This window comes from Aeromonas sp. 130281 (assembly GCF_056642115.1).
In genome coordinates this window covers 842,472-865,862 of record NZ_JBWVQS010000001.1, presented here as the reverse complement: position 1 = coordinate 865,862, position 23,391 = coordinate 842,472, and the positions used below count along the sequence as shown (strand labels likewise).

23 protein-coding genes are annotated in these 23,391 nt (G+C 61.1%); 14 read left to right on the top strand and 9 right to left on the bottom strand.

Annotated features, from left to right (window positions below; all coding sequences use genetic code 11):
- Positions 1-248: 248 nt before the first annotated feature.
- Both AC1IN8_RS03755 and AC1IN8_RS03750 read right to left on the bottom strand, forming a co-directional pair.
- Positions 249-2,096, bottom strand: coding sequence for a DUF3413 domain-containing protein (locus AC1IN8_RS03755; protein WP_479758111.1), 1,848 nt, complete (start codon positions 2,094-2,096; stop codon positions 249-251).
- A 43-nt stretch (positions 2,097-2,139) separates the two neighbouring features.
- Positions 2,140-2,367 carry a YejL family protein gene (locus AC1IN8_RS03750; protein WP_011705556.1) on the bottom strand — a complete coding sequence of 76 codons (228 nt, stop codon included), beginning with the start codon at positions 2,365-2,367 and terminating at the stop codon, positions 2,140-2,142.
- Between the two features lie 73 nt (positions 2,368-2,440).
- On the opposite strand from AC1IN8_RS03750, the gene yejK reads away from it, so the two are divergent.
- The 5 genes from yejK to AC1IN8_RS03725 all read left to right on the top strand — a co-directional run bounded on the left by yejK (position 2,441) and on the right by AC1IN8_RS03725 (position 8,901).
- The gene (gene yejK / locus AC1IN8_RS03745; protein ID WP_202046239.1) at positions 2,441-3,490 is read left to right on the top strand and encodes a nucleoid-associated protein YejK; all 1,050 of its coding nucleotides are present in this window, start codon (positions 2,441-2,443) and stop codon (positions 3,488-3,490) included.
- 396 nt (positions 3,491-3,886) lie between these two features.
- On the top strand, positions 3,887-5,068 hold the full coding sequence (gene malE, locus AC1IN8_RS03740; protein ID WP_025326475.1) for a maltose/maltodextrin ABC transporter substrate-binding protein MalE: 1,182 nt from the start codon (positions 3,887-3,889) through the stop codon (positions 5,066-5,068).
- Positions 5,069-5,139: 71 nt separating this feature from the next.
- Positions 5,140-6,792 (top strand): maltose ABC transporter permease MalF, encoded by a 1,653-nt coding sequence (malF, locus tag AC1IN8_RS03735; RefSeq protein ID WP_404838148.1) that lies wholly within the window; start codon positions 5,140-5,142, stop codon positions 6,790-6,792.
- Between the two features lie 12 nt (positions 6,793-6,804).
- Positions 6,805-7,695 (top strand): maltose ABC transporter permease MalG, encoded by an 891-nt coding sequence (gene malG / locus AC1IN8_RS03730; protein ID WP_025326477.1) that lies wholly within the window; start codon positions 6,805-6,807, stop codon positions 7,693-7,695.
- A gap of 69 nt (positions 7,696-7,764) precedes the next feature.
- The gene (locus tag AC1IN8_RS03725; RefSeq protein WP_319917796.1) at positions 7,765-8,901 is read left to right on the top strand and encodes an ABC transporter ATP-binding protein; all 1,137 of its coding nucleotides are present in this window, start codon (positions 7,765-7,767) and stop codon (positions 8,899-8,901) included.
- A 114-nt stretch (positions 8,902-9,015) separates the two neighbouring features.
- On the opposite strand, the gene ppk2 is transcribed toward AC1IN8_RS03725, so the two are convergent.
- Positions 9,016-9,825, bottom strand: coding sequence for a polyphosphate kinase 2 (ppk2, locus tag AC1IN8_RS03720; RefSeq protein WP_479758110.1), 810 nt, complete (start codon positions 9,823-9,825; stop codon positions 9,016-9,018).
- 249 nt (positions 9,826-10,074) lie between these two features.
- Between ppk2 and AC1IN8_RS03715 the strand changes: the two genes are divergently transcribed.
- Positions 10,075-10,875, top strand: coding sequence for an alpha/beta fold hydrolase (locus AC1IN8_RS03715; protein ID WP_479758108.1), 801 nt, complete (start codon positions 10,075-10,077; stop codon positions 10,873-10,875).
- A 76-nt stretch (positions 10,876-10,951) separates the two neighbouring features.
- Here AC1IN8_RS03715 and AC1IN8_RS03710 read toward each other — a convergent pair whose 3' ends face one another.
- The 3 genes from AC1IN8_RS03710 to AC1IN8_RS03700 form a co-directional block, all read right to left on the bottom strand.
- Positions 10,952-11,761 (bottom strand): MipA/OmpV family protein, encoded by an 810-nt coding sequence (locus AC1IN8_RS03710; RefSeq protein WP_479758107.1) that lies wholly within the window; start codon positions 11,759-11,761, stop codon positions 10,952-10,954.
- A 184-nt stretch (positions 11,762-11,945) separates the two neighbouring features.
- Positions 11,946-13,016, bottom strand: a complete 1,071-nt coding sequence (locus AC1IN8_RS03705) for an AI-2E family transporter (RefSeq protein ID WP_139435855.1) — start codon at positions 13,014-13,016, stop codon at positions 11,946-11,948.
- Positions 13,017-13,079: 63 nt separating this feature from the next.
- Complete coding sequence (locus tag AC1IN8_RS03700) at positions 13,080-13,310, bottom strand: sulfurtransferase TusA family protein (protein WP_479758106.1); 231 nt, start codon at positions 13,308-13,310, stop codon at positions 13,080-13,082.
- 121 nt (positions 13,311-13,431) lie between these two features.
- On the opposite strand from AC1IN8_RS03700, the gene bepA reads away from it, so the two are divergent.
- Positions 13,432-14,886 (top strand): beta-barrel assembly-enhancing protease, encoded by a 1,455-nt coding sequence (bepA, locus tag AC1IN8_RS03695; RefSeq protein WP_348773032.1) that lies wholly within the window; start codon positions 13,432-13,434, stop codon positions 14,884-14,886.
- Positions 14,887-14,955: 69 nt separating this feature from the next.
- On the opposite strand, the gene AC1IN8_RS03690 is transcribed toward bepA, so the two are convergent.
- Complete coding sequence (locus tag AC1IN8_RS03690; RefSeq protein ID WP_479758104.1) at positions 14,956-15,450, bottom strand: TlpA disulfide reductase family protein; 495 nt, start codon at positions 15,448-15,450, stop codon at positions 14,956-14,958.
- Positions 15,451-15,508: 58 nt separating this feature from the next.
- Between AC1IN8_RS03690 and arsC the strand changes: the two genes are divergently transcribed.
- Positions 15,509-15,859 (top strand): arsenate reductase (glutaredoxin), encoded by a 351-nt coding sequence (gene arsC / locus AC1IN8_RS03685; protein ID WP_479758103.1) that lies wholly within the window; start codon positions 15,509-15,511, stop codon positions 15,857-15,859.
- Entirely contained in the window at positions 15,856-16,239 is a 384-nt protein-coding gene (locus AC1IN8_RS03680; RefSeq protein ID WP_139435845.1) for a DUF2069 domain-containing protein, read from the top strand. Before arsC ends, AC1IN8_RS03680 begins: the two co-directional genes overlap by 4 nt.
- Before the next feature lie 34 nt (positions 16,240-16,273).
- On the opposite strand, the gene AC1IN8_RS03675 is transcribed toward AC1IN8_RS03680, so the two are convergent.
- Complete coding sequence (locus tag AC1IN8_RS03675) at positions 16,274-16,894, bottom strand: acyl carrier protein phosphodiesterase (protein ID WP_479758102.1); 621 nt, start codon at positions 16,892-16,894, stop codon at positions 16,274-16,276.
- Positions 16,895-17,315: 421 nt separating this feature from the next.
- Here AC1IN8_RS03675 and AC1IN8_RS03670 point away from each other — a divergent pair, with 421 nt between their 5' ends.
- Together AC1IN8_RS03670 and iadA are read left to right on the top strand one after the other, a co-directional pair.
- Positions 17,316-18,095 carry an ABC transporter substrate-binding protein gene (locus tag AC1IN8_RS03670; RefSeq protein ID WP_406569430.1) on the top strand — a complete coding sequence of 260 codons (780 nt, stop codon included), beginning with the start codon at positions 17,316-17,318 and terminating at the stop codon, positions 18,093-18,095.
- A gap of 66 nt (positions 18,096-18,161) precedes the next feature.
- Positions 18,162-19,292 carry a beta-aspartyl-peptidase gene (gene iadA, locus AC1IN8_RS03665; protein ID WP_319917803.1) on the top strand — a complete coding sequence of 377 codons (1,131 nt, stop codon included), beginning with the start codon at positions 18,162-18,164 and terminating at the stop codon, positions 19,290-19,292.
- Between the two features lie 79 nt (positions 19,293-19,371).
- Here iadA and AC1IN8_RS03660 read toward each other — a convergent pair whose 3' ends face one another.
- Complete coding sequence (locus AC1IN8_RS03660) at positions 19,372-20,274, bottom strand: LysO family transporter (RefSeq protein ID WP_139434168.1); 903 nt, start codon at positions 20,272-20,274, stop codon at positions 19,372-19,374.
- A 531-nt stretch (positions 20,275-20,805) separates the two neighbouring features.
- Between AC1IN8_RS03660 and AC1IN8_RS03655 the strand changes: the two genes are divergently transcribed.
- The 3 genes from AC1IN8_RS03655 (at position 20,806) to AC1IN8_RS03645 (ending at position 23,360) form a co-directional block, all read left to right on the top strand.
- A complete protein-coding gene (locus tag AC1IN8_RS03655) occupies positions 20,806-21,576 on the top strand; it encodes an ABC transporter ATP-binding protein (protein WP_025326493.1) in 771 nt (256 codons plus the stop codon).
- Positions 21,577-21,641: 65 nt separating this feature from the next.
- Complete coding sequence (locus tag AC1IN8_RS03650; RefSeq protein WP_139434167.1) at positions 21,642-22,415, top strand: ABC transporter substrate-binding protein; 774 nt, start codon at positions 21,642-21,644, stop codon at positions 22,413-22,415.
- Between the two features lie 204 nt (positions 22,416-22,619).
- Positions 22,620-23,360, top strand: a complete 741-nt coding sequence (locus tag AC1IN8_RS03645; protein ID WP_025326495.1) for an ABC transporter permease — start codon at positions 22,620-22,622, stop codon at positions 23,358-23,360.
- The last annotated feature ends 31 nt before the right edge of the window (positions 23,361-23,391 follow it).

Below are 23,391 nucleotides of genomic sequence, written 5' to 3'. Positions count from 1 at the left end.
GATTTTTATTTAAGCCTGAAGGGCGCGGATTATTGCAGATGAATCCCTTCGCTTCAACGATTGATAATCATTATCATTTTGGTTTTATGATCTTGATCGGACTGAGTTTTTTGAGAAATGAATCACTAGTTGCAGGACATACGTTTGCGAAAGGCGCTGACCGGGGGAGGGGAAGGTGCGTTCCGCCTGGATCTTTAGACAATAAAAAGCCCGCCGAGAAGGCGGGCTGATTGGAGCCGTGCTAGCACCTAGGGAGTGCGATAGAAGCGGTTGAGCTCGTTCATCACCTGGATCATGGCCCCCATGTCCGGGGTACCGTGCTTGATGGGGCGATAGGTGGCGCGATCCAGCAGCTCGAAGTCACCCTGCTTGTTGAACTGGGTGATGGTGTTGTCCTGATAGATGGCAAAGTCATTCTGATCGCCAGCCAGCAGCCAGTTGCGCGGGCTGGTGTCGAACAGGCTGCGCCCTGTGCTGTAGTCGCGAGGGGGGTTGCGTACCCCCAGCATGCCCTTCATCAGGGTCGGCACCAGATCCAGATGGCTGCTTGCCTGCTCCTGTGGCTGGCTCTCGACGCCGGGCCAGGCGAGGACCAGGGGAACCTGCACCTGATAGGGGGAGTAGTTGCTGCCATAGCCCCAGCTGTTGCTCTGGGTTTCGTTGAACTCCTGGCCGTGATTGGAGGTGATGACGACTATGGTCTGCTCGCTCAGCCCCTGCTGCTGCAGTTGGGAGAGCATCTGCTCCAGCAGTTGGTCGGTGTAGAACACCGAGTTCTTGTAGCGATTCTCCAGCTTCTGCAGGTTCTCGGGTCTGTAGGCGGTAGCCGGGTTGAACCGGGTCAGCTCGGGCTGGAAGGGGCCCTTGAGGCTGGCGGGCACCTGATAATCTCCCGGGCTCGAGAGATAGACCAGGGAGAACCAGGGCCTGTCCGCGGTGCGCGTGCCAAGCCACTGCTGCCAGTCGCCGATGAGGCGAGTGTCATCACTCTGGCGGGAGACAAACACCTGTTTGCGCAGGCCGGCGAGCAGGCTCTGCTGATATTGCTTGGCGTCTTCCAGGGCACCGAACAGGCCGAACTGATAGTCCTGGCGCAGCATCTCGTCAAACAGCACCGGCGGGCGCTTGTCGGCACGGATATCGTCATAGTAGTGGCCGGGCAGCCCGTAGAAGAGGCCGAACATCCCCATGGCGTCATCGTTGCCGCCACTCATATGGCGTCTGTAGTTGAGGTGCTGATCCGCATAGCGCTGCAGATTGGGCATGTTGATGTTGTTGAGCATGTCGGCCCGCAGGGAGTCGACCACCACCACCAGCAGGTTCTTGTGCTCGCTCGGGGCACTCACGCTGAGGGGGCGCAGGGGATAGAGCAGGCGATGCTCGGCGCTGCCCTGGTTCTCGGCCTTCTTCTCATACTGCTCGAGATCGAGCCAGCCATGCTTGGCCAGGAAGCTGCGGGCTGTCATGGGGTAGGAGAGCGGGAAGTTGGCGCGCTGCATGGTGATGGGCTGATACAGGGTGGCATCGGCCCAGCTGTTGACCAGGTGAGTCAGCATGAAGCAGACCAGCAGGGCCAGCCCCACCTGATTGCCGTACTGGCGGCGCTTGCGCTTGTTGATCTTGCGCCACACATAGGCCGACAGCAGCAGTTGCAGCAGGAAGATGGTGGGCACGGCGACGAAGATGATGCTCCAGATAGAGCCCTCTTCGGTCTGGGCCTGATCCAGCAGCAGTTGCCACACCTGGCCATTCAAGTGGAACTTGAACAGCTGGAACACCTGGGTGTCGATGAGCAGCAGCACCTGCGCCAGGGTGGCGATGATGGCCGAAATGAAGCGCAGTGGCTTCTCCCTGGGCAGCACGAAGCTCAAGGGGAAGACGGTCAGCAGATAGGTGACGAAGCTCAGGAACGAGAAATGGCCTATCCAGCTGACGATGAGATAGGTGACCCCGAGCGTGGTCGATGGCCAGCTGATGGAACCCAGATAGCGGGTCGCGATCAGCATGGCCAGGATGATGTTGAAGAAGGAGAACCAATGCCCCCAGGTGATCAGGCGAGAAACGTTATCACGATAGGGGTTGCCGGTTTCGACCATAATGATCCATCTGCTTGAAAAACATCAAAGAATGCGAAGAAACTCAGTGAGCATCGTGGCGATGATCCACCGAGGCGGTGAGCGCCTGGATGTACTTCTCGGTGATCGCCTGACGCTGGGCCGGGGCCATACCGTTGATGATGTTGGTGGTCAGGTTGCCAAGCACCATGAGACTGAGATCCACCGGCGCCTTGTGTTTCTCCAGGGCGGTGATCAGGTCGTTCATCAGGGCGTCAAACTGCTCGTTATTGTACTTTGATACGATGGGCATAATCTTGGGTTCATCTCGGTTCAAAGCGCCTTATAATACTTCACCCTTTCGGCTAACACTATGGCTTTGTGACATGAGTCTCGATATCGACAAGATCATTCTTCACTCCCTGCGCGCCGGCAATGACGGTCAGCCCCACGCCGATACCCGCAGTCAGACTCTGCCTGCCGACGAGGCGGTGCAAGGGCTGATGGCAGAACTGCATCGCATCTACAACGGCAAGGGTGGCAAGGGCTTCGGTTTCTTTGCAGACCCGGAGGCCGACGTCGCCGAGCTGGCAGAAGGTGAAGAGGCTCCCAAACAGCCGTCTCCGGCCTTTCGCATTGCCCTCGAACAGCTGCTTGGCGAGCAGACCGAATTCGTCCCCTTTTCGATCACCCTGACCCAGATGCTGGTCAAGCAGTTGGTGGAGCACGCCCTCGATGAGCAGGGGGTGCTGCTGATTGCCAAATACAACTATGTGGGGGTCGATTATCTGATGATTGCCCTGCTGGAGGGCAAGGAGAGCGTCACCGTCAGCGAGGCGCTGGACCTGCGTCACATTCATTATCTGGATATCGGCAAACTCAACCTGGTGGCCCGCATCGATCTGACCGAGTGGAAAACCCAGCCGGACTCTCGCCGTTATATCACCTTCAGCAAGGGGCGGGTTGGCCGCAAGCTGGGGGACTTTTTCATGGACTTGCTGGGTGCCCGCGAGGGCATGGATGCCAAGGTACAAAATAAAGGCTTGCTGCAGGCGGTGGACGATTACTGCGACAGCCGCCAGCTCGAACCCGCCGAGCGCAATGATTACAAGAAGCAGGTCTTCAAATATTGCACCGAGCAGGCGAGCGCCGGTGAAGAGATCGAAATCAAGGAGCTCTCGGCAGAATTGCCAGGGGACGGCGATCTCGATTTTTACAGCTTCATCGGTCAGGAATATGAGCTGGAAGATCGCTTCCCGGCCGATCGCTCCACCCTGCGCGGTCTGACCAAGTTTGTCGGCTCAGGTGGCGGTCTGACGCTGAGCTTCGAGCAAAAATTGCTGAACAGCCGGGTCTTCTACGATCCCCAGACCGACACCCTGACCATCCGTGGCGTGCCGCCCAACCTCAAGGATCAGCTGCTGCGCCAGTCATAATGTGATCCAGTCACCATTTCTGGCAAAAAGGCACCGGAGTCCGCTCCGGTGCCTTTTTATTTAAGGGGGAGATGAGTCTGGAATCCGGCTTGGTACTTTTGTTAACACATTAAACAAAATAATGGAGTTGAAAGGGTTTTCAATGGGGTGAAACCCCTTTCAATGGTGTAAATTTATTTCTTTTCGGTAATTAATTTTCCATGCAAGGTCAAAAATATGGCGATAAATCCCGATAAGTCGCTGAAATAAGAAAATGTTTTCATAACTTTCTGGAAGAAAATACGTAATTGCATTTCAAAAATGCGAGGCGTGTCATGTGAGGCGTTGCAGGCTTGGGATAATATTCATCTCGCACACAATGCTCTTACAGCGCGGAACTAATACAAGGAAAGGCTCATGAAAAAGAAATTGCTGTCATCCCTGATCGGTCTGGCTACCCTGGGTGTGGCTTGCTCAGCCACTGCTGCGATTGACGAAGGTCAGCTGACCATCTGGATCAACGGTGACAAGGGCTACAACGGCCTGGCCGAAGTAGGCAAGAAGTTTGAAGCCGAGACCGGCATCAAGGTGACCGTCGCGCACCCGGACCAGGTAGAAGTGAAGTTCCAGCAAGCCGCCGCCACCGGCAACGGCCCGGACATCTTCTTCTGGGCTCACGACCGTTACGGTGAGTGGGTCAAGGCCGGTCTGCTGGTGCCAGTGACTCCGAACGCCGCCACCAAGGCCAAGTTCGAGCAGTTCGCCTGGGACGCCATGACTGTCGATGGCAAGACCTATGGCTACCCGGTCGCGGTGGAAGCCGTCAGCCTGATTTACAACAAGGATCTGTTGCCCAATCCGCCCAAGACCTTCGAAGAGATCGCCAAGATCGACGAAGACCTGAAGAAAAATGGCAAGCGCGCCATCATGTGGGCCTATGACACCCCCTACTTCAGCTACCCCCTAGTGGCTGCCAACGGTGGTTATGCCTTCAAGAAGACCGCCACCGGTTATGACGTGAAAGACACCGGCGTGGCCAACGCGGGTGCCAAGGCCGGCGTCGGCTACATCTCCGAGATGATCAAGTCCGGTCACCTGGAGAAGGGCATCGACTACGGTGTCATGGATGCCAAGTTCAACAAGGGCGAAGTGGCCATGATGATCAACGGTCCCTGGGCCTGGAGCAACCTGGACAAGAGCGGCATCAAGTACGGCGTAGCGCCGCTGCCGACCCTGAAGGGTAATCCGGCCAAGGCCTTCGTCGGCGTGCTGGGTGCCACCATCAACGCCGCCAGCCCGAACAAGGATCTGGCCATCGAGTTCCTGGAAAACTACCTGCTGACCGATGCCGGTCTGGCGCCAGTGAACGCCGACAAGCCGCTGGGTGCCGTGGCGCTGAAGTCCTTCCAGAAGACCCTGGAAACCGACCCCAACATCAAGGCCACCATGCAGAACGCCCAGAATGGCGAGCCGATGCCGTCCGTGCCTGAGATGAGCCGTTTCTGGTCTTCCTTCGAAACAGCCCTCAAGAACGTCACCTCTGGCCGTCAGAGCGTTGACGAAGCCCTGGATACCGCTGCCAAGCGCATCGTCCAGTAAGCTAGCACCAGGGAGGCCTTCGGGCCTCCCACTCTCTCCAATCTCTCTTGGCGCAATAAAGGTTAATTGGCATGGAAGTTGTACCTTCTATCGAATCCTATGCCGGTCCGAAGAAAGACAAGTACGTCTGGCTGAAGTGGACCATGGCGGCACTGATTGCAGTGCTTAATGGTTATGCGGCCGTGATGATGTATGCCAGCGGCGAGTGGGTGTTTGCCCTGCTCGATCTGGTGGTCGTTTCCGTCGGTCTCTATGTCTTCATGAACAAGAAGACCTATGCCCACCGCTATATCTTCCCCGGTGTGGCAGGCATGGTTGTTTTTATCATCTTCCCTCTTGCCTACACGATCGGCATCGCCTTCACCAACTATTCGGGGTCCAACTTGCTCTCTCTCGAGCAGGCACGGGATTTCCATCTGAAAAAAATCTATAAGGTGACCGGCGGTGAATTCGATTTCACCCTCCTGGGTGGTGAGAACAATCAGTTTCAGCTGCTGCTGCAACAGGACGACCAATCCTTTATCAGTCAACCCCTTACCCTGCTGAACAACAAGGCACGTGAACTGGCCGTCCGTGAGGGCAGAGTCCGTGACGAGCCACAGGTTGTTCAGCTGCAACCCCTGAACGGGGAAGCGGTCGACCAGGCGGCACCCATACGTGCCATCGTCGATCACCGTACTCACCTGAGCGCCCTGGATCTGGTGCTGCCCGATGGTACCATCCACCTGACCCTGAGCAGCCTGCGCAAGTTTGCGGCGCAAAAGCCCCTCTATACCCAGCTGGTTGACGGGGCCGTGCTCAAGTCCGGTGTCGTTATCAAGGACGGCAACCTGCTGCGGGACAACCAGAACGGCGAGCTGATGCTGCCCAACGGCGACACCGGCTTCTATCAGTACATAGATGCTGATGGCCACTTCGTCGGCAAGGGCATTGCCCCTGGCTTCGTGGTGAGCGTGGGCTGGAAGAACTTCGTCCGCATCATGACAGACCCGGGTATCCAGGGTCCCTTCATGCAGATCTTCGTCTGGACAGTGATCTTCTCCGCCTGCTCGGTGGCCTTCACCCTGGCCATCGGCATGGTGATGGCGTGTCTGGTGCAGTGGGAGCAGCTCAGGGGGCGCGGTTTCTACCGGGTCATGCTGATCCTGCCCTATGCGATACCGGCGTTCATCTCGATCCTGGTGTTCAAGGGCTTGTTCAACCAGAACTTCGGCGAGATCAACCTGTTCCTGGAAGCGGCGTTCGGCATCAAGCCGGACTGGTACACCACCCCCTTCCTGGCCAAGGTGATGATCCTCATCGTCAACACCTGGCTTGGCTACCCCTACATGATGATCCTCTGCATGGGGCTGCTCAAGGCCATCCCGGAAGATCTCTATGAGGCGTCCGCCATGGACGGTGCGGGTCCGGTACAGAACTTCTTCAAGATCACCGTACCGCTCTTGATGAAGCCGCTGACTCCCCTGTTGATTGCATCCTTTGCCTTCAACTTCAACAACTTCGTGCTTATCCAGTTGTTGACGAACGGGGCGCCGGACATCATAGGGGCCAGTACCCCGGCCGGGACCACGGATCTCTTGGTGAACTACACCTACCGGATCGCGTTCCAGGGCTCGGGTGGTCAGGACTACGGTCTGGCCAGTGCCATCGCCACCGCCATCTTCCTCATCGTCGGCGCGCTTGCACTGCTCAACCTGAAATTGTCCAAAGCGGACAAGCTGTAAGGAGGCTTCTCAATGGCTATCGTACAACCCAAATCAGTGAAATACCGGGTGTGGGCAACCCACCTGGTCATGTGGGGCTTCCTGGCGCTGATCATCTTCCCGGTGATCATGGTCATCGCCATCTCGTTCCGTAACGGCAACTTCTCGGTGGGGGAGATAATCCCCTCCAATCCGACCCTGGATCACTGGAAGCTGGCGCTCGGCATGTCCATCACCAATGCCGATGGCAGCATCACGCCGCCACCCTTCCCGGTGCTGACCTGGCTGTGGAACTCCATCAAGATCGCGGGCATCACGGCCCTGATGATAGTGGTGCTCTCCACCACCTGCGCCTATGCGTTTGCCCGCCTGCGGTTCCGTGGCAAGCAGACCATATTGCAGGGGATGCTGATCTTCCAGATGTTCCCGGCGGTGCTGGCACTGGTGGCCATCTATGCGCTGTTCAACAAGATTGGCGACTACATCCCCTGGCTGGGTCTGAACACCCACGGCGGCCTGATCCTGGCCTACATGGGCGGCATCGCGCTGCACGTCTGGACCATCAAGGGCTACTTCGAGACCATAGACTCTTCCCTGGAAGAGGCGGCGGCCATCGATGGTGCGACCCCCTGGCAGGCATTCAGGTTGATCCTGCTGCCCCTGTCGGTGCCCATCCTGGCGGTGGTCTTCATTCTGGCCTTCATCGGCTCCATCACCGAGGTGCCCGTGGCCTCCATCCTGCTGCAGGATGTGAACAACCTGACCCTGGCGGTCGGTGCCCAGCAATACCTCTATCCGCAGAACTATCTGTGGGGTGACTTCGCCGCCGCCGCCGTGCTGTCCGGCCTGCCCATCACTGTCGTCTTCCTCATGGCGCAGCGCTGGCTGGTGGGTGGCCTCACCGCGGGTGGGGTGAAAGGTTAAGGTTTTAATGGCCGGGGGAGTGCTCCCCCGACTATCACGATTTGCACAGATTTCAGAGCGGAGCTCGTCATGGCTGAAGTAGTACTCAACAACGTTCGCAAAAACTACGATCCGGCTGTCCACAAGGACACGCTGCGCAACATCAACCTGGCCATCAAGGAAGGGGAGTTCATCGTCTTCGTCGGCCCGTCCGGCTGTGGCAAGTCCACCCTGCTGCGGATGATCGCGGGGCTGGAGGACATCACCAGCGGTGAGCTGACCATAGGCGGTCGTTACATGAACGACGTGCCGCCGGTGGAGCGCAACGTGGGCATGGTGTTCCAGTCCTACGCCCTCTACCCCCACATGAACATCTACGAGAACATGGCCTTCGGCCTCAAGCTCAAGAAGATGGACAAGGAGAACATCCACAAGCGGGTGATGCGTGCCGCCGAGATCCTGGGGCTCGAGCCCCTGCTGGACAGAAAGCCCAAGGCGCTCTCCGGCGGTCAGCGCCAGCGGGTCGCCATCGGCCGCTCCATAGTGCAGCAACCCCAGGTGTTCCTGTTTGACGAACCCTTGTCAAACCTGGACGCCGCCCTGCGGGTCAAGATGCGCATCGAGATCGCCAAGCTGCACAAGGAGCTCAACTCCACCATCATCTACGTGACCCACGATCAGGTGGAGGCCATGACGCTAGCCAACCGCATCGTGGTGCTGAGCCCCCTCAAGGGCGAGGCGACCACCAACCTGGAGCAGTTCGGCACCCCGCTCGAGCTCTATCACAACCCGGACAACAAGTTCGTGGCGGGCTTTATCGGCTCTCCCAAGATGAACTTCCTGGCGGGCGAGTTGCTGGAGATAGGCGAGCAGGAGTGCGTGGTCAAGCTGACTTCCGGCGATACCGTGCGTGCCCGGGTCGATGCCCGCAGCGGCGCCGTCGGTGACAAGGTGGAGCTGGGCATTCGCCCCGAGCACCTGGTGCCGCTGGATCACCCCCATGCCGACAGCAAGGTGAGCGGGGTGGTGCAGGTGGCTGAACACCTGGGGGCCGAGTCCTTCGTCTACATGGACGTGGATGGTCACGACTTCACCGTCAAGGCCAGCTCGGACGTGGACGTGGCCACCGGCGAGCAGTACAGCGTCGGCATTCCGGCCGAGGCCTGCTACCTGTTCGATGCCAAGGAGCAGGCGTTCCCCCGTACCGCCAGATATATCCGCACCTGATGGTGTTGTTGTGCAGGTTTCCGTAGTATTCAATGCCTTTTTGCCGGTCGAATGACCGGCTTTTTATTGCCTGCCGTGCGGGTAACCGGGCAGGCAGGGTCACGGGGATAAGGCTTAGAGTGCGGCGGTGATATCGGGCACGAAGGTCTGGCTGGTCAGGGGCGGGCGCTCATACCCCTCGGTCTTGATGGGGGGCAGCTTGATGGGTTCGTAGTGGATCGCCTCGTAGGGCACCTTGCCGAGCAGGTGGGCGATGCAGTTGAGGCGGGCGCGGCGCTTGTCGTCGGCCTCCACCACGAACCAGGGGCAGTCCTCGGTATCCGTGTAGGTGAACATGTCATCCTTGGCGCGGGAGTACTCCACCCAGCGGGAGCGGGACTGCAAGTCCATGGGGCTGAACTTCCAGCGCTTGATGGGGGTGTTGATGCGCTCCTTGAAGCGCTTCTCCTGCTCCTCGTCGCTGACCGAGAACCAGTACTTGATGAGGGTGATGCCGGAGCGAGTCAGCATCCGCTCGAACTCGGGGCAGGCACGCAGAAACTCGCGGTATTCGGCGTCGGTGCAAAAGCCCATCACCCGCTCCACCCCGGCCCTGTTGTACCAGGAGCGATCGAACAGCACCATCTCGCCCGCCGACGGCAGGTGGGCGGCATAGCGCTGGAAGTACCACTGGGTGCGCTCCCTGTCCGAGGGCGCGGGCAGGGCGGTGACCCGGCAGACCCGGGGATTGAGGGGCTCGGTGATCGCCTTGATGACGCCCCCCTTGCCGGCGGCGTCGCGCCCCTCGAACAGCACCACTACCTTGAGCCCCTCCTGCTTGACCCACTCCTGCAGCTTGACCAGCTCCTCCTGCAGCTGGGCCAGGTGGTGTTCATAGGTCTTCTTGTCCAGGCGCGGGCGTTTCTTGCTCTTTTCCTTCGGCATGATCTTCTCCTGTTCGAGTCCTTTTTGTGAGCCACCCCAGCTTGCACCAGGGAGGCGCCACTGCCAAGGGTGGCGTGTTACACTGCCGCCCCGTCGCTGCCAGCAGAACAGAAGAAAACATGAAGCCATTGTATGGGGATGGCGATTGATACTGCCGCCTCATCAACCGCTGGCAATAGAAAAAATGAAGCCATTTATGGCGATTTTGCACGGCCGTCTCATCAGCAGCCGCTGGCAACAGGAGATAACATGAAGCATTTTATGGAGATAGCGGGCCGCCGCATGGCCTATCTGGACGAGGGGCAGGGCCCTGTGCTGCTCTTTGGCCACAGCTATTTGTGGGACAGTGCCATGTGGGCGCCACAAGTCGAGGCGCTCAAGGGCAGCTATCGCTGCATCGTCCCCGAGCTCTGGGGCCACGGTGATTCCGACGTGCTCCCTGACGGTGGCTGCACCCTGGCAACCCTGGCCCGGGATCACCTGGCACTGCTCGATGCCCTCGACGTCGAGCAGTGCGTGCTGGTGGGGCTGTCGATTGGCGGCATGTGGGGCGTGGAGCTGGCGCGCATGGCGCCCGCTCGCCTCAAGGGACTGGTGCTGATGGATACCTTCGTTGGCTGGGAGCCCCAGATCCCCTGCGAGCGCTACCTCGGCATGCTGGCCACGATAGAGCAGCTGGGCACCCTTCCTGCCCCCGTCATCGAGCAGGTGGCGCCGCTCTTCTTTGCCCATGAGCCGGATCCCGCCCTGATGAGCGGCTTCAAGGCGCGGCTCGCCCAGTGGCCAGCGGATCAGGTGGCGAGCCTGGTGGCGGTGGGGCGCAGCTTCGTGACCCGGGAGGATCGCATCGAGTGGCTCGAAGAGATGGCGATGCCGAGCCTGGTGATGACAGGCTGCGAGGACAAGGCGCGCCCGGTGCTGGAGGGTTATCTGATGGCCGAGGCGCTGGCCTGCCCCTTCAGGGAGATACCGGGGGCGGGCCATATCTCGACCCTGGAGAACCCCGAGTTCGTCAACCGGGCCCTGGCCGAGTTTCTGGCCACCCTGTGATGGCCGCATGCCGGCTGCGAGTCACATCAAGCAAGAAGGGAGCCCATGGCTCCCTTCTTGCTGGTTGGCGGTTGGGTTACCAGATATAGCCCACCCCGAAACCGGCGTAGAGCTCCCCCTTGTGCTGGACTATGGGGCTATCCGCGATGTCGTCATCGTAGCGCTCGTAGTTGGCGGCAAACATGCCGATCCAGTGGGGGCTGAAACGGTAGCTGGTGATGATGGCCGCCATGGGGGAGAGGGTGGTGCCCGTGTCCCACGCCGGGCGCAGCCCCGTGGCCTCGCCCCCCGAGACGCCGCCAAAGTAGTAGTTCGCCATCTTGTCGCTGCGGATCATCATCCCCATGCCGGGCATGATGAGCAGCCTGTCCCGCAGTATGGGGAAGTCGGCCCACAGCAGCAGCTCCTGGCCGTTGCTGCGCCCGGTCACGTCCGTGCTGAGGCGGGTGCTGAGCAGGGCATAGGGGGTGATGAGGCTGGCGCCTATGCCCCCTTCCAGCTGCCACTTGCGCTGCTCCATGCCGGCCAGCTCGGGGGCATCGTCGGGATCCAGGTTGCCAAAGCGCATCCTGCCGTAACCGTAGGCGGCGAAACTGTCATCCTTGTGAAAGTAGTAGCGGGCCCTGTCCCCGAGGAACATGAACTGCTCGCCGAAGTAGATGAAACCCGGTATCGCGAGGGCTGTGTCATCCTGGCCCTGATAGCGGGCATCGCCACCGATGACGGCGCCGCCCAGCACCAGTCCCTTGGGCACCGGGCTGGTGGGGCTGTCCTGCACGAAGATGTCGAGGGAGCCGAGATCGACCTCGGCCCGGGCCTGGATCGCGAACAGCAGGGTCAGGAGTGCGCCAAGCGCGGCGCTGTGCAGGGGACGAACAGGGGGCATGGCGTGATCCTTCATGGGTCGGGGCTGGCAGAGCATACTGCCGACAACCTTGTCAGTGAAGCCTGTTTTTATTTCAAATTCAAGTTGATAGCATCATTGTGCCGCACCTGGATTCAGGCGGGAACCGAGTGCGGGGGCATGAGTTCGCGGGAATAAAAAAGAGAGGCGAAAGCCTCTCTTCTCATCAGGGGGCGGGGCGGGGCGCCTCGTCCCGCTTGGGCCAGGCGTTGAGCACCGCTTTCACCAGGGTCGCCAGGGGAATGGCGAAGAAGACCCCCCAGAAGCCCCAGAGCCCGCCGAACACCAGCACGGCAACGATGATGGCCACAGGGTGCAGGTTGACCGCCTCGGAGAAGAGCAGGGGCACCAGCAGATTGCCGTCGAGGGCCTGAATGACCAGATAGGCCACCATCAGCCAGGCGAAGTCCGGGGTCAGTCCCCACTGGAACAGGGCCACCATGGCGACGGGCACGGTCACCGCCACCGCCCCTATGTAGGGGATGAGCACGGAGAAGCCGACCGCCACCGCCAGCAGCACCGAGTAGCGCAGCCCCATCAGGGCGAAGGGGATGTAGGTCGCCACCCCGACGATGAGGATCTCGATCACCTTGCCGCGGATGTAGTTGATGATCTGGTCGTTCATCTCCACCCAGACCCGGTTGACCAGGGTGCGGTTGCGGGGCAGGAAGCGGCGCAGGCCGCTCATCAGCACCTGCTTGTCCTTGAGCATGAAGAACACCATCAGGGGCACCAGGATGGCGTAGATGAGGATGGCCACCACGTTGATGAGGGAGCTGAGGGAGGCGCTCACCAGCTGCTCCCCCCCGGCCAGAATGCGCTGGCGAATGTTGTCTATGATGGTCTCGACCAGGCTGACGTCGATGATCTCGGGGTACTTTTCCGGCAGGGTGCGCACCGCGTCCTGGGCATGGGCCAGCATGGAGGGCGCCTCCTTGGCGAGGTTGACCCCCTGGCTCACCAGTGTGGGGATGAGCCCCAGCAGCATCATGGTGGTCACAGAGAGAAACAGCAGCAGCACCAGGCTGGTGGCCAGGGGGCGGGAGAGCCCGGTGCGTTGCAGGCGGCTGACCGGCCACTCCAGCAGATAGGCCATCACCACGGCCACCAGCAGGGGGGCCAGCAGATCGCCAAACAGCCAGAGCACGGCGAAGCAGAACACCAGCAGCAGGAACAGGGTAACGGCATCGGGGTCGGAAAAACGGGTCTGATACCAGCGCTTCAATACATCTAACATCGAGGCTTCCTTGGTTTTACCTTGTCATCAGGATGGAAAGGGGCAACACGGAGTCTGGCGACATCATGATGGCCAGCTCCCGACCACGAGCAGCAGGGAGAGGCGGGCGGCGGACTCCTCCAGGGGGCGGACGCTGTGGCCCAGGCGTTGCAGGTAGGCCGGAATGTCCTGCCGGGAGCCTGCATCCCCCAGTATGAGGTGCAGGGATTGGCCGGGTCTTGCTTGGCGCAACCAGAGCTTGAGCCGGATCAGCGGCTCGGGACAACGCCAGGGGGTCAGGTCGAGCTGTTCCATGAGGATTCCATCGCGTGCGTGGTGGCCATTATGGCCGTGATACCAGTATGAAACAACGCTTGTGGGCCTTGATGGGCAAGGGTATTCTGCCCGAGCCCCTTCTGATGGAGATAGAAATACTGTGGCCCGTTTTTCCCCCTTGATGGCATCGCTTCCCCTGCTGGCATCCCTGATGAGCGCGACCTTTCAGGCTCAGGCGAACAACCAGCTGCCCGACATCGGCACCGCCGGGGTTGCCGCCCTGCCCATCGAGCAGGAGGTGCGTTATGGCAATGCCTTCATGCGGTTTGCCCGGGCGGGCTTGCCCATCATCGATGATCCCGTGCTGAACGAATACATCGACGATCTGGGTCAGCGACTGCTCACCAATGCCGACGGGGTGCGTTTCCCCTTTACCTTCTTCCTCATCAACGATCCCAGCATCAACGCGGCCGCCTTCCTCGGTGGGCGGGTCAAGGTGCACACCGGCCTCTTCCTCTACGCCGACGACGAGAGCGAGCTGGCCTCGGTGCTGGCTCACGAAATCACCCACGTGACCCAGCGTCACATCGCCCGTTACATGGAGGCGCAGGCGAGCAGCTCGGCCATGACCCTGGCCGGTCTGGTGGGTTCCATTGCGCTGGCGGTGATCAACCCCACTGCCGGCATAGCCGCGCTGCAGACTACCCTCGGGCTCTCCATGCAGTCGGCCATCAACTATACCCGTGACAACGAGTACGAAGCGGACCGCATCGGCATGAAGACGCTCTATGATGCCGGTTTCGATCCCATGGGCATGGCCAGCTTCTTCCAGAAACTGGCGGCGGAGTACCGCTACGCCAGCAAGCCGCCCGAGATGCTGCTCACTCACCCCCTGCCGGAGACCCGGATCAGCGAAGCCCGCGCCCGCGCCAACAGCTATGGCCGCCGTGCCTTGCCCCCCAGCCTCGACTTCTGGCTGGCCAAGGTGCGCATCCAGGTGCGTTATGGCACCGAGAGCCCCCAGGCGCTGCTCACCTATTTCGACAGCCGCCTGCAGAAGGGGGACTACCCCCTCAAAGACGCCGCCACCTATGGCAAGGCGCTGGCCCTGCTGCAGCTCAAGCGCACCGACGAGGCCGATACTCTGATGCAGAGTCTGGCCGCCCGCCATCCGGAGGATCTCTTCGTGGTGGATGCCCTGACCGACATCGATCTCGCCAAGGGGCGCAGCGCCCAGGCCATCGCCCGGCTGGAGCGCTTCCGCACCCGGATGCCGGACAACGAGGTGGTGGTGGTCAACCTCGGCAACGCCTATCTGGAGGCGGGCAACTACAAGAAGTCCATCGCCCTGCTGGATCCTTACGCCCGTGAGCACGACGAGAACAGCCTGGCCTGGAGCCTGCTGTCGGATGCCTATCGCAAGGCGGGACGGATGACGGATCTGCACATGGCGCGGGCGGAGACCCTCTCCCTGCGCGGTGACTACCAGGCGGCCATCGACGAGCTGATCGTGGCCCGTGGCACCACCAGCGACAAGCTGACCCTGGCCCGCATCGAGGCGCGCATCACTCAGCTGGAGCGGGCGAAGAAGGATCTGGACAGCCTGAAGGGCTAGTCCGGCTCACCGCGCCTGCATGCAACGGGGTGCACCAGAGATGGTGCACCCCGTGTCGTCATGGTGCCATCATGGCCGTGCCGAGGAGACTTGTGTGGCGGCCCAGGCCCGGATGGCGGCGAGCTTGTGCTCATCGAGCTCCCCCACCAGGGTCTGCTGCAACTGCCCCTTGCCGTCGAGCAGGTAGCTGGTGGGCAGCGCGCCAGGCCTTGGGAAGGGGAGGCTGGCCTCATCGAGGGGGATCATCAGGGGCACGGCTATCTGATGGCGCCGTGCCAGCTCGGCCAGCTCGCCGGGGGAGGCGGGATCATAGTTGATGGCTATGACCCCTATCTGTCCCTCCCGGTGCAGCGCCGCGAGCAGGGGCATCTCCCGCAGGCAGGAGGCGCACCAGGGGGCGAAGTAGTTGACCAGCAGCGGCTTGCCCGCCAGGGCGCTCAGGCTGATGCTCTTGCCCGTCTCGTCGGTGAGCTGGGGGGCCGGTGTGCAGGCTCCCAGCAGGGCAGCCACAATCAGCCAACAGATTCGTTTCATTTCCATATCCTTCCCGCTTACCCTGCCCATCCGTTTCCCCTACAATAGCGCCATTTGTTGTCCCATCTTGCAATATCAGGGAGTTACCATGAGCGAGACCCAAATCTATCACAACCCGCGCTGCTCCAAGAGCCGTGAAACCCTGGCCTTGCTGGAACAGCAGGGGATAGCCCCCGAGGTGGTGCTCTATCTGGAACAGGCGCCGAGCGAAGACGATATCCGCACCCTGCTGGGTCAGCTCGGGTTCGCCGACCCGCGCCAGCTGATGCGCACCAAGGAGGATCTCTACAAGGAGCTGGGGCTCAGCGAAGTGAACGGCGACGCCCTCATTCGCGCCATGCACCAGCATCCCAAGCTGATCGAGCGCCCCATCGTCATCAAGAATGGCCAGGCCCGCATCGGCCGTCCGCCCGAGCAGGTGCTGGAGATCCTCAAGTGAGCACCCGCTTCGCCCGTCTGCTGACCCTGGTCGGCTTCTTCGGCCTGCTGGCCTGGGTCATCCTCTGGCATCTGTGGCTCTCGCCCCACCCGGATCTCAACCCCTGGTTGCTGCCGGTGATCTGGACCGTGCCGCTGCTCTTCCCCCTCAAGGGCATAGTGCAGGGCAACCCCTACACCCACGCCTGGGGCAACTTCGTGCTGATGCCCTACTTCCTCCACGCCCTGACCCTGATCACCACGGACGAGGGGGAGCGGTGGCTGGCGGTGGTGGAGCTGGTGTTCACCACCCTGGCCTTCGTCGGCACCATCTATTACGCCCGTCTGCGCGGCCGCGAGCTGGGTCTGAGCATTCGCAAGAAGAAGGATGAAGCCCGGTAATAGCGCCCTCTCAACGCCCCGCTCGGGGCGTTTTTCATTGTCTTGATCCTGCCTCGTCCTGGCCCCTGCGGTAGTGGGTGAGTTGCCGCTCACTAAAGCGCATCACCTCGGGATAGAAGCGCAGAAACCCCCGTTCGCAGTCGCGCCAGCGGCCCTCATCCAGGGTATGGAGCGCCTCCCCCAGCAGTAGGGGGCGACGCAGGCGCCGGCCTATGCCGTTGAGGGCCTGACTCAGCCCCTCCCGATGCCGGTACGAGGCGATCCAGTCCTGCTCGGCCATCCGCCTGAGGGCTATTGGCAGGCCATCCGGCAGGCGGGCGTGATCCGCCAGCAGCTGGCCATAGCTCTGCTGCAGGAAGCGGGGCAGGGGATCCTGACTGAATTGCTGCCAGTGGTGGCTCAGCCAGTGGTCGTAGAGCATGTCCACCAGGATGCCGCCAAAGCGGCGCCAGGGGGCCTCGAAGCAGGCGACCGCCGCCCTGTGCTCGGGGTGGGCATCGGTGAAGGCATCTATCTTGCGGTGCAGCCAGATCCCCTCGTCGAAATGGGCCGCGAGGCCTGTGGGCAGGGGCCCCTTGACGAAGTCCCCCAGCAGGTTGCCGGTGAGGGAGCTTCGGGTGTGGGCCGCCAGATGGAGGTGCGCCAGGTAATTCATGGGATCAGGGTCGTGTGCGGGTCGATGGCAAGGTGCTCAGAGCCTAGAGGATCCTGGTTCTGTTGACCATGGCCAGGATGTTGCGTTGGCCCCACAAGCCCCTCTTGCAGGACAAATTTGAGGCGTGCTAAGGTGGCTCTCATCTTTGTCACAGGACGCGACAGACCATCATGATGCGCAAAGCCAGAGGTTTCTTTCTGGCCTTCTACTTCAAGCCTTTCTACCTCTCCGAGTGGTTCGACGAATAGATCGAGGCCCCGGAGCAGCTCATTGACCCCCGACGATCATTGATATCTGTCGAACATTGATACCCACGGGGGCGTGATCTCGCTCATCCGCGTTTTGCCGTTTGTTGGCCATCGCCTGCCCACGCTTGCGATGCCTTGACCGCGCCTGTGCGCTTTGTAATGGAGTACTCATGATGAATACCAAACTGACCCTGTCAGCCCTGTTTGCTGCCTGCCTGCTCACCACCCCCGTCACGGCCAAGGAGTGGAAAACCGTGCGCTTCGGTGTGGAAGGCGCCTATCCCCCCTTCTCCTGGACCGATGCGTCGGGGGAGATCAAGGGCTTTGACATCGATCTCGCCCATGCCCTGTGCCAGCAGATGGCCGTCAAGTGCGAGCTGGTGGCGCAGGATTGGGACGGCATGATCCCGGCCCTGCTGTCGCGCAAATACGATGCGATCATCGCCGCCATGTCGATCACCGACGAGCGGCGCAAGAAGGTGGATTTCACCGAGAAATATGCCCATATCCCCAACCGCTTCGTGGCGGCCAAGGGCACCGAGCTGGCGCTGACCCCGGCGGGGATGGCAGGCAAGCGCATCGGTGTGCAGCGCGCCACCACCCACGACAAGTACCTGACGGACAACTTTGGCTCCGATGTCACCATAGTGCGTTACGGCAATGCCGACGAGGCCTATCTCGATCTGAAGGCGGGCCGGGTGCTGGCCTTGCTGGCCGATGCCTCGGCCATCGATCAGGGGCTGCTCGGCAAGGCGGGAGGGGACAAGTTCGAGTATGTGGGGCCAGCCCTGACCGATCGCCAGTGGTTTGGTGACGGCATGGGGATTGCGGTACGCAAGGGCGATCAGGATCTCAAGGCCAAACTGGACGAGGCGATCAAGACCCTGCGAGCCAATGGCAAGTATCAGGAGATCAACCAGAAGTACTTCAAGTACGATATCTATGGTGGCTGATGGGGGGAGGGAGCTTGCTCTCTCTCTTTTTTCGCGGCAAGTGGTGATGAAACAAGGAGATGACCCATGTTGACCCTGATCGAGGGTGCGGAAATTCATAGCCCGGCCCCGCTCGGCCAGCAGGATCTGCTGGTGGCCGACGGTCGCATCGCCTGGCTGGGCAAGGGGCTGACGGTCCCCCCTGACTGGCCGCTGGTGCGCGTCGACGGCCGTGGCCGCTACCTGGTGCCCGGGCTGGTGGATCCCCTGGCCCACATCACGGGGGGCGGTGGGGAGGGGGGCTTTGCCTTTCGTACCCCTGAACTCGCGGCGGGGGAGGCCCTCAAGGCCGGGGTCACCACGCTGGTGGCGGCGCTCGGCACCGACAGCCTGACCCGCACCCCGGCCCAGGTGCTCGGCAAGGTGCGCGAGTTTCGCGCCGCCGGGGTGAGCGCTTACATGTATACCGGCTCCTATCACCTGCCGGTCAAAACCCTCACCGGCAGGGTGGAGTCGGACATCATGCTGATCCCCGAGGTGCTGGGGGTGGGGGAGCTGGCCATCAGCGATCACAGATCCAGTGCGCCGACTCATGACGAGCTGGCGCGGCTGGTGAGCGAGGCGCGGGTGGCCGGGCTGCTCGCGGGCAAGAGCGGGGTCAGCTTCTTCCACGTCGGGGATGGCCGCGGGGCCCTGGCACCCCTGCGGGCCCTGCGCGATGGTACCGACATCCCCCTGCGCCAGCTCTACCCCACCCACTGCAACCGAAACCCCTGGCTCTTTGCCGAGGCCATCGACTGGGGCCGGGCGGGGGGCTGGATCGATCTCACCACCTCGAGCTTCCCCGAGCTGCTGGACGACGGCGAGCAACTGGCGGCAGAGGCGCTGGTGGCGCTGCTGGCGGCAGGAGTGCCTGCCGATCGCATCAGCTTCAGCTCGGATGCCAACGCCAGCCTGCCGCGCTTTGACGGCGAGGGGCGCCTTGTGGAGATGCGCTGCGGCCAGATTGCCAGCCTGTGGCAGGAGTGCGTCCGTGCCTGCGCCCTCGGGGTGTCGCTCGAAGTCGCCCTCGGGGTGGTCACGGCCAATCCGGCACGGGCCCTGGGGCTGGCGGGCAAGGGGGTGATCGGCGTGGGGCAGGATGCGGATCTGCTGCTGATAGCACCGGAGCACCTCGCCATCGAGAGGGTGATGAGCGGCGGCCAGTGGCGAACCTGAGCCAGTGTGCGCCCGTCAGTAAACGAAAAGCCCGGCACTGCTGCCGGGCTTTTTGTTCGCCTGGGTGCTTTCTCCAGGCTCAGATAGCGAGGAAGCCCAGGATCAGGATGGGGCCGAGCAGGCTCAGGATAAAGCCCGAGACGATGGCCACAGGGACCACCTGGATGCCGCCGGATTTCTGGATGACCGGCAGGGTGAAGTCCAGCGCGGTGGCGCCACCGTAACCGATGGCGGCGGAGGGGTGGCGACGCATCAGCACCGGAATGATGAGGATGGCGATGAGCTCGCGCCCCAGATCGTTGATGAAGGCGGCGGAGCCGAGCACAGGCCCCAGCTTGTCGGCCACCAGGATGCCGGAGAGCGAATACCAGCCGAAGCTGGAGCTCATCGCCAGACCATGGGCAAAGGGCATGCCCAGCAGTTGTGAGGCCAGCAGGCTGCCGAGCCAGCTGCTGAGGATGACGGTGGCGGCTATCTTCATGCCCCAGGGGTTGAGCAGGATCTGGCGCAGCCGCATGCCGGAGTTGCGCATCTGGATGCCGATGAGCAGCAGCAACAGCATCAGGGCCCACTCGCTCCACTTGTCGATGGGCAGGGCGCGCAAGTCCACCAGCAGCCCCAGCAGCACGCCGCCGAGCACCACGAAGCAGAGCTGAAGCGACTCCCACAGCAGATGCAGCTTGCTCGGCATCCTGGCGTCGCTCGACTCGTGGGTGGGGGGGCTGCGTCTGTCCAGCCACCAGAGCGCCAGCAGGTTGCAGGCGGTGATGGCGGCCAGCATCACCCCTGCCACCTTGAAGATCACCGCCAGGTTGCTGCCGAGGTTCTCCACATAGGCCAGCCCCAGCCCCATCAGGAACAGGATGAGATAGACCATCTTGCCGAGGGATTGATTGATCAGCTTGATGAGCCGGGTGGAGGAGAGGGGGACAAGATAGCCGACACCTAACGGCAGCAGGATCAGCAACACATTCAGCAACATTGGGGCCTCGGTCACAAAACTGGGAAAACGACACATTACCACTACTTATTGGCCAAGAGTCATAAATCCACGAGTTTGTATGCCTCATTCGACCCTTTTTTTATCGGTTTGTTACTTTTCCATGGCGAGACCGCCTTCCCGGAGCCCTCTGATCTCGGGCCGTCATCGCCAATAAAATCAATTTCATTCAGAAAAAAGTGCGTTTTGTTCAGCCGAAGCGGGGTGAATAAAGTGACTCTGAACGGCTTCTGACTGAAATGGCTGAATCTTCTTGCTACTGGTGCGTTCCGGGTATAAAAAGGCGGTATCCCGGAGGTGGTGCAAAGCGGATTTTATGCAGACAAAGTGCTGAAAAATACCGCCAAGGCCAATAAAAATACAGATAAACCACTAAATACCTCGGTTCTGTATTGTTTTTTAACTACCTGAATGATATTTTCGCTGAAGGTTGCCATCGGTTAACTTTTTGTTAAATTCACGATGGTGGAGTCACGCCGTAGCGGCGTCTAGGGACAGACAAGGTTGTAATGGATGAGCGACGTTGCCGCACTGGAAGTTCGTGAACTGCACAAGTATTTTGGCACCCACGAAGTGCTCAAGGGCATCGATATGACGGCCCGCAAGGGGGATGTGATCTCCCTGATCGGCTCCTCGGGTTCGGGGAAGTCGACCTTTCTACGCTGTATCAATCTGCTGGAAACCCCCTCTTCCGGCACGGTCTCACTCCATGGCGAGCTGATCCGCATGAAGAGCAATCGGGCCGGTGAACGCCTGCCTGAGGACATGCGTCAGGTGGAGCGCATTCGCAGCCGCCTGGCCATGGTGTTTCAAAGCTTCAACCTCTGGTCCCACATGACCATTATGCAGAACATCATCGAAGTCCCGATCCAGGTGCTCAAGGTGCCCCGTGCCGAGGCCATCGCCAAGGCGGAGCAGCTGCTCAACCGGGTGGGGCTGTGGGAGCGGCGCGACTACTACCCCGGCCACCTCTCCGGCGGCCAGCAGCAGCGGGCGGCCATCGCCCGCGCCCTGGCGGTCGAGCCCGAGGTGATGCTGTTCGACGAGCCCACCTCGGCGCTCGATCCCGAGCTGGTGGGGGAGGTACTCGGCCTGATGCGCGAGCTGGCGGAAGAGGGGCGCACCATGCTGGTGGTGACCCACGAGATGTCGTTCGCCCGTGACGTCTCCAACAAGGTGATGTTCCTGCACCAGGGGCGGGTGGAGGAGGAGGGCAATCCCAAGGAGATCTTCGCCCATCCCAAGTCGGAGCGGTTCAAGCAATTCATCTCTTCCATCTATTGATGGAGGAGCGGTATTTTCAATATTCTGCGTTTTCAACGATCGACGTGTTTATCAAGGAGAGATACATGAACAAGCTGATGCTGGCGACTGCCGTGATGACGGCCCTGTGTTCCGGTAGCCTGATGGCCAAGGAGTGGAAAGAGGTGCGGATCGGGGTGGAAGGTGCCTATCCCCCCTTCTCCTGGACCGAGCCGAGCGGCGAGGTGAAAGGCTTTGACATCGACATCGCCAACGCCCTGTGTGAAGAGATGAAGGTGAAGTGCACCCTGATCAAGCAGGATTGGGATGGCATCATTCCGGCGCTGCTGTCACGCAAGTATGACGCCATCATCGCCACCATGGACATCACCGAAGAGCGCAAGAAGAAGGTGGACTTCACCCAGAAGTACCAGCACATTCCGGCCCGCTTCGCCGCCAAGAAAGGCACCGAGGTGCAGCTCGACAAGGCCTTCATGGATGGCAAGACCATCGCCGTGCAGCGCGCCACCTCCATGGACACCTACATCACAGACAACTTCCCCAATGCCACCATCAAGCGCTACGGCACCGCAGATGAAGCCTATCTCGATCTGAAATCCGGTCGGGTTGACTATGTGATGGCCGACTCCGCCGCCATCAGCGACGGCCTGCTGAAGAAAGAGGGCGGCGATGCCTTCGAGTTCGTGGGGCCCAAGCTGACCGATCCCAAGTGGTTTGGCGAGGGTGCCGGCATCGCGGTGCGCAAGGCTGACAAGGATCTGAAAGAGAAATTCAATGCCGCCATCCTGGCCCTGCGCGCCAACGGCAAGTACAAGGAAATCAACGACAAGTACTTCGACTTCGACGTGTACGGCGAGTAACTCCCAGGCGCGCTACCCCGGGTAGCCGCCGAAGGGATTGCGGCGGATCATCACGACAGGTTGACCCTCGTCTGTCCTCATCGGGCCCGTTGTCTCTCGCAAGGGAGCGATGGGCCCGCTTAGTTGCAATGGAGCCGCATGTGTTTGGTTTGAAAGGATATTGGGACGGGCAAGCCCGCTCAATGCGTTGCAATGGAGCCGCATATGTTTGATTTGAAAGGATACGAAACCTCCCTGCTGGAGGGGGCCTGGGTCACCCTGGAGGTGGCGCTGGCCTCTCTGCTGCTGGCGCTGGTGCTCGGCATGCTGGGGGCGCTGGCCAAGCTCTCCCCCTACAAGTGGGCGCGCGGCATCGCGACCGCCTATACCACCGTCATTCGCGGCATCCCGGATCTGGTGCTGATGATGTTGCTGTTCTTCGGCGGCCAGGTGCTGATCAACGGGATCTGCACCTGGGTCAACGAGGCCTACAACAACTACCTGCTGGAGAGCAACCCGAACCAGGAGTGGGTCTCATTGCTGCCGGATTACATCGACATCAGCCCCTTTGCGGCCGGGGTCGCCACCATAGGCTTCATCTTCGGTGCCTACATGACCGAGACCTTCCGTGGCGCCATCCTGGCGGTGGACAAGGGGGAGCTCGAGGCTGCCCGTGCCTTTGGCATGCGGGCGACCCAGGTGTTTGTGCGGATCCTCTTCCCCCAGATGATGCGCCACGCCCTGCCGGGCTTTGGCAATAACTGGCTGGTATTGCTCAAAACCACGGCCCTGGTCTCCATCATCGGGCTCGATGACATGGTGCGAAAGGCGTCCCTGGCGGCGGGCTCGACCCAGCAACCCTTTACCTTCTACATGGCGGTGGCGTTGATCTTCCTGATCTTCACCGCAGTCTCGACCTCGGCGCTCAAGTGGGCCGAGCGTCACTACGCCATCAAGACGAGGTAAGCCATGCCGTATTCAATGCAGTCATTCGTTT